9 protein-coding genes are annotated in these 15,741 nt (G+C 41.3%); 4 read left to right on the top strand and 5 right to left on the bottom strand.

Annotated features, from left to right (window positions below):
* Positions 1-4: 4 nt before the first annotated feature.
* On the bottom strand, positions 5-841 hold the full coding sequence (locus ACTJLE_RS03480; protein WP_481267444.1) for an ABC transporter permease: 837 nt from the start codon (positions 839-841) through the stop codon (positions 5-7).
* Positions 842-975: 134 nt separating this feature from the next.
* On the opposite strand from ACTJLE_RS03480, the gene ACTJLE_RS03475 reads away from it, so the two are divergent.
* Complete coding sequence (locus ACTJLE_RS03475) at positions 976-3,405, top strand: glycosyltransferase family 2 protein (RefSeq protein ID WP_481267443.1); 2,430 nt, start codon at positions 976-978, stop codon at positions 3,403-3,405.
* A gap of 64 nt (positions 3,406-3,469) precedes the next feature.
* Here the strand turns inward: ACTJLE_RS03475 and ACTJLE_RS03470 are convergent, their stop codons facing one another.
* The gene (locus ACTJLE_RS03470) at positions 3,470-4,609 is read right to left on the bottom strand and encodes a LicD family protein (RefSeq protein WP_481267442.1); all 1,140 of its coding nucleotides are present in this window, start codon (positions 4,607-4,609) and stop codon (positions 3,470-3,472) included.
* A 280-nt stretch (positions 4,610-4,889) separates the two neighbouring features.
* Here ACTJLE_RS03470 and ACTJLE_RS03465 point away from each other — a divergent pair, with 280 nt between their 5' ends.
* Together ACTJLE_RS03465 and ACTJLE_RS03460 are read left to right on the top strand one after the other, a co-directional pair.
* Positions 4,890-6,803 (top strand): phosphotransferase, encoded by a 1,914-nt coding sequence (locus ACTJLE_RS03465; RefSeq protein WP_481267441.1) that lies wholly within the window; start codon positions 4,890-4,892, stop codon positions 6,801-6,803.
* 65 nt (positions 6,804-6,868) lie between these two features.
* The gene (locus ACTJLE_RS03460; RefSeq protein WP_481267440.1) at positions 6,869-7,858 is read left to right on the top strand and encodes an EamA family transporter; all 990 of its coding nucleotides are present in this window, start codon (positions 6,869-6,871) and stop codon (positions 7,856-7,858) included.
* On the opposite strand, the gene ACTJLE_RS03455 is transcribed toward ACTJLE_RS03460, so the two are convergent.
* Together ACTJLE_RS03455 and ACTJLE_RS03450 are read right to left on the bottom strand one after the other, a co-directional pair.
* The gene (locus ACTJLE_RS03455) at positions 7,793-9,493 is read right to left on the bottom strand and encodes an ArnT family glycosyltransferase (protein ID WP_481267439.1); all 1,701 of its coding nucleotides are present in this window, start codon (positions 9,491-9,493) and stop codon (positions 7,793-7,795) included. The two genes, ACTJLE_RS03460 and ACTJLE_RS03455, sit on opposite strands and share 66 nt — an antisense overlap.
* 73 nt (positions 9,494-9,566) lie before the next feature.
* Positions 9,567-10,556, bottom strand: coding sequence for a glycosyltransferase family 2 protein (locus ACTJLE_RS03450; protein ID WP_481267438.1), 990 nt, complete (start codon positions 10,554-10,556; stop codon positions 9,567-9,569).
* Between the two features lie 133 nt (positions 10,557-10,689).
* Here ACTJLE_RS03450 and ACTJLE_RS03445 point away from each other — a divergent pair, with 133 nt between their 5' ends.
* Positions 10,690-12,591: a glycoside hydrolase family 25 protein gene (locus tag ACTJLE_RS03445; protein WP_481267437.1), complete on the top strand. Its 1,902-nt coding sequence runs from the start codon at positions 10,690-10,692 to the stop codon at positions 12,589-12,591.
* An 821-nt stretch (positions 12,592-13,412) separates the two neighbouring features.
* Here the strand turns inward: ACTJLE_RS03445 and ACTJLE_RS03440 are convergent.
* Positions 13,413-15,716, bottom strand: a complete 2,304-nt coding sequence (locus tag ACTJLE_RS03440; RefSeq protein ID WP_481267436.1) for a hypothetical protein — start codon at positions 15,714-15,716, stop codon at positions 13,413-13,415.
* Between the last annotated feature and the right edge of the window lie 25 nt (positions 15,717-15,741).

Here is a 15,741-nt window from a genome sequence, read left to right as displayed (position 1 = left end):
CGTGCTACATAACTTCTACGAAAGCGCGACTATTTTTTCGGAATATATACACTCCAAGCCACACTATTAGCACGGTAAGCAAAAGCGGCACACAAGATATCCACGAGAATCCGAATTCGCTCCACACAGTTGGTTGCGTTTTTGGAGCCAGCATATTATGCCGCATATCTTGAATGCATTGCGCTATAGGATTAAGCAGCTCAAGCTTTGCAAGCACCGCAAAAATGCCGCCTTTATTAATCACGTAACTAAGCGGATAAATAATTGGCATTCCGTAGAACAGCAGTTGCTGAGCTACTTCCCAAATATGCAAAATATCGCGGAAAAACACGTACATAGTAGACATTATTAGTGCCATTCCAATTGCAATTGCGTAAAGTTGCACCAAACTTATTGGCAGCAGAATCACTCTCCACGTAAAATGCACTCCGCCAATAATCGCAAAAATAAGCACCACTACTAAGTTAATTAAGAAGCTTATTAAAGATCCAACTGTTGCCGAAACCACCACAATGTAGTTTGGAAAATGGATTTTGCGCAGCAAATCGCCGCGATCTACCAGCGAGCGCAATCCGATCGAAGTTGATTCTTGCACAAACTGCCACGCGCTAATTCCCATTAAAAGCACCACAGGATAAGTTGGCGTGCCGTCTGTCATTCGCAAAAACTTGCCGAAAATAAGATACATCACACAAAACATCATCAATGGCTTTAAAGCCGACCACGCTACACCCAAGAAAGACCCTTGGTAGCGCAACTTAAAATCGGTTTTTACTAAGCCGCGAAGCACGATATTTGCATACGCGTACTTTTTTCGACAACGAGTTATGAGATTTTTCACGTTCACAATAATATCAGTTGTGTTGTAATTAAAGCTTAAACAAGGCCAAACTTAAGCCAAACTTAGGCCAAACTTAAGCCGCGAATAGGCCACGAATAGGCCACACATAAGCCACTTATGCTAACATCGTACATATGCCGAAAGTATCGATTATTGTTCCTATTTATAACGTTGAAGCCTTTTTACCAGAATGTTTAGAATCTATTAAAAATCAAACTTTTAAAGATTGGGAATGTTTGATGTTTTCGGATGGAAGCAAAGATGGTTCCATCGATATTATGAAGTCTTTTGCAAAAGAAGATAGTCGTTTTGTGGTAATTGAAAAAGAAAACGAGGGCTACGGAGCTACTTGCAATCGCGGTTTGGAACGCGCTAAAGGCGAGTGGATTAGCATTATTGAGCCGGATGATTTTATTGATCCGCATATGTATGAGCGTTTGTTGAGTAACGTTGAGCTTACAAGCGCCGCTTCTACAGACGCTTCTACAGCCGAAAACTCTACCGACGCTTCTACCGCCGAAACTCTCGATATTATTAAAGGCGGCTACTGGCTTTTTTACGACGGCAAAGACGGCTACAAGTCGGCTGTTGAAACGCCAAACTTGTGCTATTTTATGCCAAAGCACCGCACTATTTTTAATCTTAACGATTTCGCTGAGCCTTTTTACCATCATCCTTCTATTTGGTCCGCGCTTTACCGCAAAGATTTTCTTAATGGCAATAATCGCGCACACGAAATCATTCGTTTTAAGCCGATTCCTGGAGCCGGTTGGACGGATAATCCTTTCTTTGCGCAAACAATGGTTTTGGCAAATAAAATCTGCTGGAATCCTGGAAAGTACTATTATTACCGCCAAACGAATCCGGGTGCGTCTAGCTTGCTGAAGGATTTCCATCTTCCTTTCGATCGTTTGCGCGATATGCGCGAGTTTCTTAGTAAGCAGCAGATTTCGCGAGAAATTTTGCACGCTTTTTATTCGCGCGAGTTTGATTACGTAAATTCTTTAATTACAGAATTTGGTTTTGACGATAAAAATCCGGAAATTCGTAAGCTTATTTCGGAAGTTTTCCACTCTATGGATTCGAAGGAAGTTTTCCTTATGGCCTCTCGATTGAAGCCAGAATTTATGGATTATTACATGGATTTCCTTGGATCTTCGTACGAAGTGGAATCTCATAAAGCTGAAGATAATCCGAAACTTTCTCTCGTAATTTTTACGCATAACGCTCATTCTTGGATTGTTGATTCGCTTAAAGCTTGCAGCTCAATAAATAGTATTCCTTGCGAATTTATTATTGTTGACTCGCATTCTAACGACAGTACGCTTGCGATTGCTAAAAAATTTACTAGTAAAGATAAGCGATTTACGATTCAGCCGATTGACGATACCGCAAGTTTTAAAGATATGATTTCTAAAGCTACTGCTTGCGCGCGCGGCACTTACGTAATATTTATGCCTTCAAGCTATATAATTAACGAAAAAGTTTTAGCAAAAGCGCTAAATCAAGTGGAAAATTATAGCGGAAGCAACGCTAGTAGCGAAAAAACTTGCGTCGACCTTGCCTTCTTTAGTAACAAAAATAGGCACAGCGATTACTTAATTGATTGCGCTTTAAACACTCTAAAAACTCTAAAATCTTCTAAAACTTCACAAAATAGCGAAAAAACTAAAGAATTAAACGCCTTGCGTCAACAATTTATTATGCAAACTGATTCTGAGAATGCAAATAAAGACGTAAGCTACGGACTTTATAAAGCTAGCGATATTCCGGAACTTTTGGTGAGCAGTTGCTACAGTTACGGCTGGCAGAAGATTTGGCGAACCGAGTTTTTGAAGTCTGCTAATGTTTGCGCAGGAGAACACGATTTGCCTTCAACTTTGATGACTTTTAGCACTCGCGCAGCAATGTCAGCAAATAATATTTTGTATTGCGATTTGTCGAAAACTTACGAAGATGCTTACGGAAGATTCAGCGTTGGAGCCGACGAAGGGTTTGAGAATCTTCATCGCACTAATATTCCAGAAAACTTCTGGCTTTCTATTGAGCGTCACGCAGTTCAGGATGAAGCTCCTCTTGAAGTTGATTCTGTGCTAGAAGCTGGAGAATGGCTTGAAAGCGCGGGTTTGCTTAACGCTTACAAGCAAGGCTACGACAACGCGCTTTTAAATAGCTTCGTGCATGATTGCCATACCAGAATCACGCCTGAATCTTTAGCAACTATTGTGCATAACAAATTGCAATACGTTCTTAAAGCCATGGATTATATGAATTATGGTGAAGATTCGAAGCGCTTGCCGACTTACTTCTACGACGAGCGCGCGTATAACGAATTCCAAAAGTTGCAGCTTAATACTGCTTCGCGCACGCTGTGGCTTAAGGAGAGAATGCTTGAATTTGAGCGTAAAAGCGATACTTATAAGCAGGAAATTAGCAGCATACGCACTTCTGCACGCTACGTAATTGGAGAAAAAATCGTAAAAACAGCGAAAAAGATAACTTTCCCAACTATTATTGCGAAATTGCAGAAAAAGATGCGGCTTATGAGGCGAGATAGCAAATAATTTTTGCTTGCGTATTATTAAAACGCAATATTTTGCAAACGCTACTTTTCGTAAAGTTTGTTACCTAAGCGTTCGTTGCGTAAGTATTTGTTGCTATATCTTCCTCAATTGCGTCAACAATACGCTTATTTTCAAGCAAATCGCGGCTCACGTGCTGGAAGTGCGAAACCATATCCGCAGGAAGCTTGTAAATATCGCCGTAGTAGTTAAACAGAACTTTTTGAGAATTATTCGGCACATTTACCGTAAATTTTTCAAATTCTGCTTGATTTAGTGGGAATATATCCGAATATTTAGCTGAATATATTGATTCTGCATCAACATTATCCAAGCCGTAAATAACAGTACAATTTTCGCTATTCGCCTTCGAATCCGCAATAATATTTTCGCTTTTCGCTAAATCGTAATATTTAGTAAAAACAGACTCGATTTCGTCACTAAACTCCCCGCCATCTTCTAAATATCCGTTTTCAAGCCACTTTTTATAAAAAGGCTTAGAATGCAAATCTTTTTGCAAAGCCCTACGAATTTCTATAAACCTCTGCTTAGTTTTTTCATTAAACTCAGGCATGTAGTCATAGAAGAAAATATCAATAAAGCTAGGATCGTCCGGATTTTTATAGCGCAATCGCAACTGTCTGCAGCAAACGTAAGGATCAAACACAAGCACTGCGCGATAACGCTTAGATAATTCCTCATCTTTTTTAAGCAAGTCAAGAAGCTTATTTACGTCGGAACGAATCATTCCCAAATCCGTATCGTCATCCCACGGAATAAACCCACGGTGACGAACTGCGCCAAGCAATGTGCCAAAATCAGCCCAATATTGCAAATTATGCTTTTTTGCAATATGCGCAAATTCGTTTAATAAGCTTGCACAACCGCGCTGAATAAGGCGCACGGAACCAGTTGCTTGCGGAAGATTGTAGTAAAAGCGCTTTCGAGCGTCCAAATCACTTTCACCGCTTTGACGATATGTGGCCCAAGCTAAAAGCGATGCGTGCTCACGATTCGTAAGTGTGTCAACATGCATATTGTGCTGATTTTCAAGAATATGCGACAATTGCTCGTCTAGTACGTATTGCATATGATCGAGACGCGTTTGCAAATCGCTAACTTGCGCACGAAGATCGCGTATTGAACGCTTAGAAGAAGGGCAATGGTCAACTATTTTGCGAATTACCTTACGAAATACAGACGCCATAAATACACCTTCTGTTACTTTCTTATCTCTTTTACTTAGAGCCAAGTCATATGGTTATTCATTATAATACCGTTTGCGTCTTGTACGCGACTTGGGAAGATATTTCCTTTACGCTGCTGTAAAGAAAATAACGAAATACAGCCGAAAAACGATTGTTACTTTACAGCGTTGTAAAGAAAATAACGAACCCAAGCCGCGCGTTGTTCAAAATAAAAATTTAATAGCTATTTTTGAACACTTGTTATATAATAAACAAAATATCTACAAAAGCGAGGCGCACATGGCAATTGATTACAACGAATTTAGGCTGCTCACAACCTTATTAAACAACAGCAGAACCAGCAAAGCAACCAGCATAGCGCGAATAAGTCAGCGCAATCTTGCCGCGCGCGCAAAAATGTCACTCGGAACTGTTAACTCAGCAATCAAAAGCGCGGAAGCCAAGCATCTTATTGACACAACCGGCAAAATGCACGTAACTGCCCAAGGATTTGAGGCGCTTGAACCGTATAAAGCACGTAACGCAATTATTATGGCCGCCGGCTTTTCATCACGATTCTCCCCCGTTTCGTACGAAACACCAAAAGGACTTCTTAAAGTAAAAGGTGAAATTCTTATTGAGCGCCAAATCAAGCAGCTTCACGAAGCAGGCATTAAAGATATAACAGTTGTTGTTGGCTACAAGCAAGAGCAATTCTTCTACTTAGAAGACGCTTTTGGCGTAAAAATTACGATTAATAACCAGTATGGCACTAGAAATAACAACAGTTCGCTTATGGTGGTGGCAGACAAGTTATCTAACACTTATATTTGCTCTTCCGATAATTATTTTGATAAAAATCCGTTTGAGTTATACGTTTGGAAATCTTATTATTCTGCGCAATTCCATAAAGGATACACTAAAGAATGGTGCATTACTTGCGGCGCGCATAATAAAATTAAAAATGTTACGATTGGCGGAAGCGACGCTTGGTACATGATTGGTCACGTGTATTTCGACTCTGATTTTTCTAAGCGTTTTGTGCAAATTCTTGGCAATGAATATGATTTGCCGCAAACTGCAGGAAAACTTTGGGAAGATATTTTTATTGAGCATATTGACGAGCTTGATATGCAAATGCGAAAGTATGATCCGCCAATTATTCACGAATTTGATTCTATTGACGAGTTGCGCGAGTTTGATCCTCTTTTCTTAGAAAATATTGATAGCGATATTTTTGATCACATTACGCAAACGCTTAATTGTAAGAAATCCGATATTCATAATATTTACCCACTTAAAAAAGGTCTTACTAATTTATCTTGCCATTTTTCAGTTGGCGAAAACGAATACGTTTATAGGCATCCTGGAGTTGGCACGAACGTGCTTATTAACCGAAAAGCAGAAGTTGAAGCATTGCAATTGGCTCAAAAGCTTGGTTTAGACGGTACTTTTATTGCGGCGAAAGCTAAAGAGGGATGGAAGATTTCGCGCTTTTTGCCTAATTGCAGAACTGCGAATTTGCACGATTTTAGAGAGATGAGGGAGATTTTAAAATTGGTTCGCACTTTGCATAAAAGTTGCGAAAACAGCGAAAATAGCGAAAGCTACAAAAACTACGAAAATAGCGAAATCGCGAACCACAACTTTGATTTTTACGCCGAATCTCAGCGTTATATGAAAGAACTTAAGGCAAGAAATATATTAATACCGCAAAAAATTATGGATTTAAGCTATTTAGTAGAAGATCTTCATAAAGCCGTAATTTCGGAAGATATCTCATATACTTGCCTTTGCCATAACGACATATTTGACGCAAATATTTTAGTCGACGAGCAGAATCGCTACCATCTTATTGATTGGGAGTACGCAGGAATGTCTGATTACGCTCAAGATTTTGGCACTATGTGCGTTTCGGAAAAGTTTAGCGACAGGGAAATAAATAGTGCAATGAGGATTTATTTGGAGCACGAGCCAAGCCGGAAAGAAAAGCGACATTTGCTAGCTTATGTGGGATTCGCTGCTTGGTGCTGGCATTTATGGTCTCTTGTTAAGGAAGCTGAAGGCGAAAATATTGGAAGCTGCATGTATACCTACTTCAAGTATGCAGAACGCTATATTAATGAAGCTTCGAAGATGTATTTTGCCACAGGCGCTCCGGCTTCACTAGTAAAGAAAGAGCTAAGAGAAAGGCAATCGCTTTCAATGGAGTGAGCGCATCGCCAACAAAACTGCCGACAAAACTGCCAACAAAACCGCCACAAGTAAAGTAGGTACTTATGAAATACGCGTTTTTAAGCGGACTTTTATGGGGCGTTGACACTGCACTACTTGCAGTTTTAACAGCTTTGCTCACATCAACCAACAACACAAATTTTGTGATATTTGTTGGTTTTCTTGGAGCATTACTTCACGATGCAGTATGCGCAATTTTTATGTGGATTTACGTAAGTATTCGTAAAAAATGGCATAAAACGCTTGAAATACTAAATAAACCACGAATTCTTGCGCTTATTATCCTAGGATCTTTACTTGGCGGCCCACTTGGCATGAGCGGATACGTTTTAGCAGCCAGCAATATAGGAGCAGGATACGCTGCCGCAATTTCCGCCTTCTACCCCGCTTTTGGAACTGTGCTTTCCGCAATAATACTTCGCGAGCGCTTAAGCGCATCAAAATACGCGGCTTTTGCTTTAAGCTTAGTGGCAGTTTCGGTTTTAGGTTACTGCTCATGCGCTTCAAGCAGTTTAAATATGAGTATTTCCAACGCAATACTTGGGTTGTTTGGAGCCGCTTTAAGCGTAATTGGTTGGGGCAGCGAAGCAGTTGTGTGCGCTTGGGCCACGCGGCATAAAAATATTGACGACGAAATAATACTTCATATTCGCGAAACAACATCCGCATTTGCTTACTTTATTATTTCGACTATTGCGATTGCTTATACTGCAATATTTAGCGTTTTTAAAGGCACAGCAAAAGGCGCTTTACAAGGATTATCGGAATACATATCGCTTAGTGCAAGCTCGCTTAATCCTCTAAAAATCGCATTAATGGCGATTATTGTTGGCTTGCTTGGAGTAAGCTCGTACCTGTTTTATTACCGCGGTATTGCGAAGGTTGGAGCAAGCCGCGCAATGGCAGCAAACGTAACTTACGCAGCTTGGAGCATGGTTGCAACTGCCATAATCTCCTGCACAATGCCGTCAATTCTTGCTTGGATCTGTTGCATTACGATTATGTGCAGCACAGTTTTCGTAGCGCGTCAATAACATGTTAAATCCGCAAGATGCAAACGGAATCATAAGCAAATACGCTGGCAAAATATACTGCGATTGCGCTTCCCAAATCATGTAAAGCACAGCCATTCCAAGCACAATAACTAAAGGCGTTAAATATTCAACATTTAGTAACGCGCTATTATTTAGCGAATCTTTATTATCTGCCAAATCTTTATTATCGGCCGACTTTTTCTTGCGCAAAGTAACGCATAAGAACACTGCTGTGAAGAAAGCAAGCATAAATTGAAGAGCATCAAGGAAAGTAAAAGCAACCATATTTAACTTTCCAGAATAAAGCGAGCGCAAAGCAGGATTCATTTTGCGATCGATTAAAATCTGCCTGTATGGTCCGTTCCACTTCCAGCTACTTGCAAGTAAAGATTCATAAGTTGGCTCAAGCCATTCTCCCATAAATTTTTTCGTAAAGAAAGTCGCTATTTGCTTAGGATTTTTTAAGAAGAAATTAATATTTTTGCGTAAAAATTCCGTAGATTCCTTCTTTATAGCGTCTTTATTATAGCTTGCAACGTCAAAGCTAGTTGGGTATCCGTTATACCATCCAGGATTATTCGGGCCGCCTTTTCTAGCAGGATCCGTTGCCATTGCAAGCCAAACTGTAGAAGGCAAACCATCTTTTGCACTGTGACCAAAAGAATCAGCAGCCTGTGCTACAGCAAAATTGCTTACAAAAACGCACGCAATCGCAAGCAATACGCAAACAGCATGCTGCCACTTTTTAGAGCGCAAAGCCGACACAATCCACACAACAATCATTCCAAGTAAGCAATAAACCATAGTCGACTTAAGTAATATGGCAAACAGCATGCAAATTAAAGATTGCACAGCATCACGCCAACTTCCGCTACGAATATTTTTTGCGTGGAAAATAAGCGCGCCAAACACGAAAGGCAAGCAAAGCGTATTGCCGTACGCAAAAGTCGCGTAGAAAATCATAGGCAAAAATGCTGCGTAGAAAAGCAAAGAAAGAAGAGTTACGGTTTTATTGCGGAATAGTAAGTTTGCATAATACGCAATAAGAACGCCAGTAACAGCAGCGCATATTACATTCAACACTTCAAAAGCAGTGTACGCGTTGGAGCCAAAAACGATTACCAAAAAGCGCATAAGGCAAAGAAGTGGGAATTGGAATGGGAATCGAGTTAAGTAGCCGCCTGGGCACACAATCCAAGATAATTCCGAAGTATCAACTCCACAAACTACAGGAGTTCGATTAGGATCCGCATAATATTGTGCTGCGCTAAACAAATAAGCAGGATCCCACTCCGGCCATGCGTGCGTGGCATGCACCCAAATTAAGCCTGCAACAATCACGTAAGCAAAAACAGCGGCAGCAACGTAGCGTAAGCGTATTTTATTAAGAATTTCGTTAAGAATCCCGCGTTTTTTTAAAAGCGCAATAATAAAGAATATTGCTGCACTTATAACAATCACGAATGGAGATTGGAACCATAGGAATTCAAGAGTGTAGTCTCCCGGCAAAAGATGAGCCGAAATAACTAAATTAAGCAATGACAGTAAGCTGAAAAATACTGCAGCGCACCAAAGCACAGCAGCGCTAAAAAAGCGACCGAGCGTTACACTTACGTTTTGCAAACGCTTAATCATACGTCTTAAACCCCTTTAAAAAGATTGCTTTTACAAAGTGCCTTTATAAAGATTTTATTTAAAAAGATTGCTTTTACAAGAATTGTTCAATATAGTAGCGCGGACGATGCTTTGATTCCAAATAAATTTTGCCAATATAGCTTCCAAGAATACCCATGGAAATCATAAGGAATCCGCCAATAAACCAGATTGAGCACATAAGCGACGACCAACCAACAGCAGTGTGATTAGTAAACAGCGACACAATTACGTAAATAAACATTGCAAAACCAACAACAATCGAAAGCATGCCCATATACGTAACTAATTTAAGCGGCTTAACAGAAAACGAAGTAATTCCTTCTAAAGCGAAAGAAATCATCTTTTTCAAAGGATACTTAGAAACGCCAGCCGTTCTAACTCCGCGCTCGTAATAAACTTTGCCGGTTTTAAAACCGAGCATTGGCACAATTCCGCGAAGGAATAAATTAACTTCGTTGTATTCAGAAAGCGCATCCAACGCAATCGAACTCATTAAACGATAATCCGCGTGGTTTGGCACAACTTCTGCACCCATTGCGGCGAAAATCTTATAAAAAGCCAAGGCCGTATTGCGCTTAAACCAAGTGTCTTTTTTACGCGAAGAACGAACGCCATAAACTATTTCGCAACCATCTTGCGTAAACTTTTGGAGCATTTCGTCAACAGCGTTTACGTCATCCTGCAAATCGGAATCCATAGAAATTGCAGCATCGCAACCCTGCTCGCGCGCGTACATAAGTCCTGCATAAAGCGCATTTTGATGGCCGCGATTATGCGCAAGCTTTACTCCGCCAAAAAGTGAAGGATCTTCGCGATTAAACGAAGCAATTAAATCCCATGTGGAATCTGTAGAACCGTCGTCAACAAAAATAACTCGGCTATAAGAGTGAATAAGCTTACGGCTTTCAAGATCTGCAATTTTATTTTGAAGAACTTTTGCCGTTGTGCTAAGTCCTTCTTCCTCGTTAAAGCAAGGTACGACAATGTACAAAATCGGCACACTTTTTGGTGCTGTGGTTGCTTTTTGTAACGAAGCGCTCATAATATAACAAATCTCCAACGGCTGTACTTAACAATAGACAGTATAGTCTAGTACAAGAATCTAAAATTTGCGCTGCGGCGAGCTAAAAATAGTAATTCTGTTGATTTTTAGCCAGTTTTATGGTGTTGTTGCTATGGTAGTACCGAAGAAACACGTAAAAAACATGTCTGGAGGACTCGTGGGACAGATTATCGTACGTGTATTAGTTGGATTAGTATCAGTTGCTACTGCTTTTACTATGAACACGGTAGCTCCTAAGCAGACTGTCCAGTTTGCTCAAGTTCGCAATAATGCTGTTACTAAAGTTACTAAAGCTAATAAAGCTACTAAAGCCAATAAAGCCAATAAGACTACTAAAATTAATAAGCCGATTATTCAATCGCAACCTTCTGGAGTTGTGCGCCAAAGCTCGCTTACGGAAAGCGAGTACGGTGCGCATTGGGATAATTCGGATTCCACTCCTACATTCGTCGACGGAAATGGCGATGTGTTCGTCAAGAACGCTAAGAATGTTATTGATGTTTCTGAGCATCAGCACGAAATCGATTGGGAAGCTGTAAAAGATTCCGGCGTAGACGGTGCGATTATTCGAATTAGCTACGGTTGGGATAATGGTTATGACAAGCAAGCCATTCGCAATATTAACGAGTGCAAGCGTTTGGGTATTCCGTTTGGAATTTACATGTACTCTTACGCTGAAAAAGCTGCTGATGGTGCCGCTGAAGGTGCTGACGTTGTGAAGCTTCTTAAGAATGCAGGCGTCAAACCGGAAGACTTAACATACCCTGTTTACTACGATTTGGAAAAGTGGACTTGGAGCGGACACCAGCCACCAACTTCTCCTTATGTGTATCAGGATATTGTTGCATCTTGGTGGAATCAGCTTGTTTCTGCCGGATACCATAAGCTTGGCGTGTATTCTTACGCAAATTATTTAAAGGATCCTCTTAATTCCGAATATATTCATCAGCGCACAAGCTGGGTGGCAAGCTACGGTTCTCAAGTTGGATTCCCTATTTCTACATCATTGCGCGGATGGCAATACACTTCTGACGGTAGCGTTGATGGAATTGACGGCCGAGTTGATATGAACGCATTCGGCATGGCTGATGGCGGCGAAATTAACGGCGTTTCCGAATATGGAAACACAGTTGAAAAGCCTAATAAGCCTGCGGAGAATTCTAACAACACTACTAGCACAAACCACGGCGCTTGGACAGTAAATAAAACCGGCAGACGCGAAGTTTGGGCTAACGGTGATAAGCGCTTCGTTTTGCAATACGAGTTGCGCGATTCTTACTACGCTCACGGCGGCTACGCTCGCCTTGGTGCTCCTGTTGCGCAAGAGGAGAACATGGGCGGCGGCTGGTGGCGCCAGTGCTGCGATCATGGCGATGTTTGGACTCACGGCAAAGACAAGAAGTTTGTGATTCAGTATGAGCTTCGCGATTCTTACTACAATCATGGCGGCGAAATTTTCCTTGGAACTCCTGTTGCTGAAGAAGAGAACATGGGCGGCGGCTGGTGGCGCCAGCGCTGCGAGAACGGCGACGTTTGGACTCGCGGCAGAGATAAGAAGTTCGTGATTCAGTATGATTTGCGTGATGCGTATTACTCTCACGGCGGCCACGCTCGCCTTGGTGCTCCTGTTGCTGAAGAAGAGGATATGGGCGGCGGCTGGTGGCGTCAGCGCTGCAAGAATGGCGACCTTTGGACTTATGGAAGCAGTAAGAAGTTTGTGATTCAGTATGAGCTTCGCGACTCCTACTACGCTCACCGCGGTGCATCTTGGCTTGGCGCTCCTGTTGCTGAAGAAGAAAACATGGGCGGCGGCTGGTGGCGCCAGCGTTGCACTAACGGCGACGTTTGGACTCACGGCAGGAATAAGAAGTTCGTGATTATGTTCAATCTTCGCAAGGACTACTATGCTCACGGCGATTTCGCTAAAGTTGGCGCTCCTGTTGAAGACGAACATTACGACGGCAAAGGCTTGTGGCATCAGCGTTGCCAGAAGTACACTTTGGAAGCCAGGTAATAATAATTTAAGCTGATTACAGTAATGGCCGGCGTGCTTTATGCATACCGGCCATTTTTATATAGTTTGTTTTACATTTTGTTTAACGTGGCGCGAGTTTTATTTTCGATATTCTTTAGTATCGTCTATGAGTTTTGTAACTGATTTAGTTTTTTGGTTTTGACGAGGCTGGAAAATTTGTGTTTGCGTGCGTCCCGTCCTTCGTGCGCTCTGGCTGCTAAAAGAGTTTAGTGTGTTCGCCTATCTTTAAAGAATGTAGCTTCTCAGTCCTCTTTTAGCACTGAACACAATTTTTCCAGCCTCTCAACACACTAAACTTCAACACAAAACTCATAGACTCGTGCAGAAAGTTACGAAAAGTGCGTGGTTTACTAAGTGCAACTAAAGTCGAAAAATTAAGCTGCGGGTGGGTGCAACTATCTATTTTTATAGTTTATTTTACATATTAATTGCTTCGTTATTTAGTAGCATAGATATTAGTGTGGTAGAGATTTGAGATTTTTCGCACTGAACGAAGGCGGACGTCAGAGCCGAAGGCTGCTGACAAGCCGAGCGAAGAAGAAAAATCGAAAAATCTCTGCGATAAGGCACGGTTATTAGCGATTAAACACGCAGAGTTTGGGGGATTTCTCTACGAGTACTAAAAGAGGACTGAGGAAGCTACGTTCTTTAAAGAACAAAGCAGACAGTAAAGTCTTTAACAGCTAGAGCGACGAAGGACGGGAACGTACGAGGAGAGAAATCCCCCAAAACTCGCGCAACATCAAACGAATTGCAATACAAACTATGCAATTAGTGATACGAAATCAATCACTACTAAATCAGCGCCCAATCGTAAATAAATCACTCCACTTAAGGAATAAATCAGGATTCACGTTTTGTATATCTGCCGACGGCTCAGTATGGTTACTAAATACTAGTAACCCGACTATTACAATAGTTAGCGTCGCGCAAAGCACAGCCGGAATGTACAATCGCAGCGAAGACTCCCCTGCAATATTGCAAGCTTTTGCAGAATCTTTTTCTAAAGTTGCAAAATCATCTTTTACGCAAGGCGCAGACCTATGAAGCATACTCATTATTGCAATCAAAATAAATATAATAATCGAATCGCAATAGTAACGGTACAAATTGCCGCCTAAGCAGTAGTTAACATATAGCAGCAAGAAGGACGCAACTAATCCGGTAACTGTCATAATATACTCAATTTTTTGCATAAACTTGCGTCGCATCATAAACAGCCACCAGAAAAGCGGAATCATCATAAGACCGAAAATCATATGCGTGTAGAAAGAATTTCCGTAGCCTTGATTATTTGCCCAAGGTATAGAAATATACGGGAAATTTTCCGAAATATTAAAAGGTTTTAAGAAATAATTAAGAATAATATCGCGAATTTTAGTAGGATCGAAAGATTTGCTATTAAATCGCAAATCGAAATTCGTAAGCTGCTCTTCATTTCCAAAATTAAAGAAAGACTTAAAACGCAAGTAATTATAAGTTAAAATCCCAGCTACGCCTGCAATTGCCGGCACAAGGAAACTCAAAGCCGCAGCAACGCGATTTACAATGCTACGCTTTGCGTCAAAAAGTAACGCAATAAACAAAGGCGCTATAAAAGCAACAACCGGAATGCACGCGTTTGGCCTAGATCCGCATTGTAAAGCAAGACTTACGCCTGCGAGCGCAAAAAGCGCATACTGCGCACGCGGATGAGTTGTGTGAAGTCGCACAGCTTTAAGAGAAGCATATACGAATAAAATTCCAAACAGTATTGCGCTAAGAAGTGGCATGTAGTAAAGAGATGCCGAAGATTGCAAGTAGAAAATTAAGCAACCAAATGGGAACGCAACCGCAGTAAGCAGGAACAGGCAGTAATTAGCGCGTATTGCAAAGAATTCAACAACTTCTTTAAGAAGCGCGAACATAGACGGAATAATAGCAACCGCAAATACTGTAACAACTAATATTGCGGAAGGAACTGCGTGTGGAAAAAGCAGATTAAAAGGCAAGTAAGTGAGCAGGAATGGCACGATGCCAAAGTAGCAGTAGTAGTGATTATTGTGTAAAACAACATCCCAAGGTATGGATAATCCTTTAGAGCCCAAATACATGCGCTCGCCCCAGCTAAACGGGTTCGCAGATTCGACTAATTCCTTAGGCGGCTGCTGTAGCAAAGCCAAAGAGTTTGATTTCCAAGCTTTAAGCTGCTCGGTGTAGGGATTGCCGTTAACGCGATCATATAAGTCGGACGGGAATGGAACGCGAATTCCGTGGCCGCGGTACACAATAAAGCACAGGTATAGCGAGAATCCCATAAGAATTGCGCACGCAACCCAAAAAATTATATTTTGCGCAAGATTGTGGCGGTCGTAATTAAGCAAATACCATTTTTTCTTGTATACGAGGAATATAAGCGAACTTGCAACGAAAAGTATTGCCCACATTGCAAAGTTTATGTGCAGCGCAAAAGGCGGATTTGCTGTAACTGCTTTAAGCGTAAAAGGCGCGCCGGTTTGATTAAAATGCAGCTTTGCTTTGTAAGCAGCACCGTGGCTTTCGAAGCGAAGAACTTTAGTATTGTGCTTTCCGGTAGACATTTGGAAAGAATCTGTTAGCGTGAAAGCTTTTGGCGCGATGCCGAAATCTTCTATTTCGAGTGTGCCGGTGACGAAAGTTGCCGGTGCTGCCGGAGTTGTTTGCTGCAATTCGATTTTTAGCGCTTTAGTATTTGCGTTAATTCCGCTTAATATTACGTCTGCGCCAGAAGTTGGGATAGAAATGGAATTTCCGACGACTCGCGCATGTTCGCTGTTATTTTTTTCGCCAGTCTGCTCGTTGTAGCCGCTTAAATCCGGTATGATTGCGCGGCTTAGAGTAAGAGGTTTTTGAGCGTAATCGCGCGAATTGTATGCAAGGTACAAGTTGCTGAAAAATGCGATTGTAATAAGACCAGTTACTACAAATATTGTTATAAACGGAAATACATGCGGAAATATTTTGCGTATTGCGTTATGTTTTTCTGAAACTTTTTCTGAAGCTATCTCTGAAACTTTTTCTGAAACTTTTTCCGAAACTATCTCTGAAGCTTTTTCTGAAACTTTTTGCAATTTCGTATCCCTCATCAACTATAAATTCTTTACGCCCTTT

It is taken from the genome of Gardnerella sp. CCPDSM, assembly GCF_056754715.1.
Note: the sequence above shows the minus strand (reverse complement) of the source record. Positions and strands in the feature narration are given on the sequence as shown.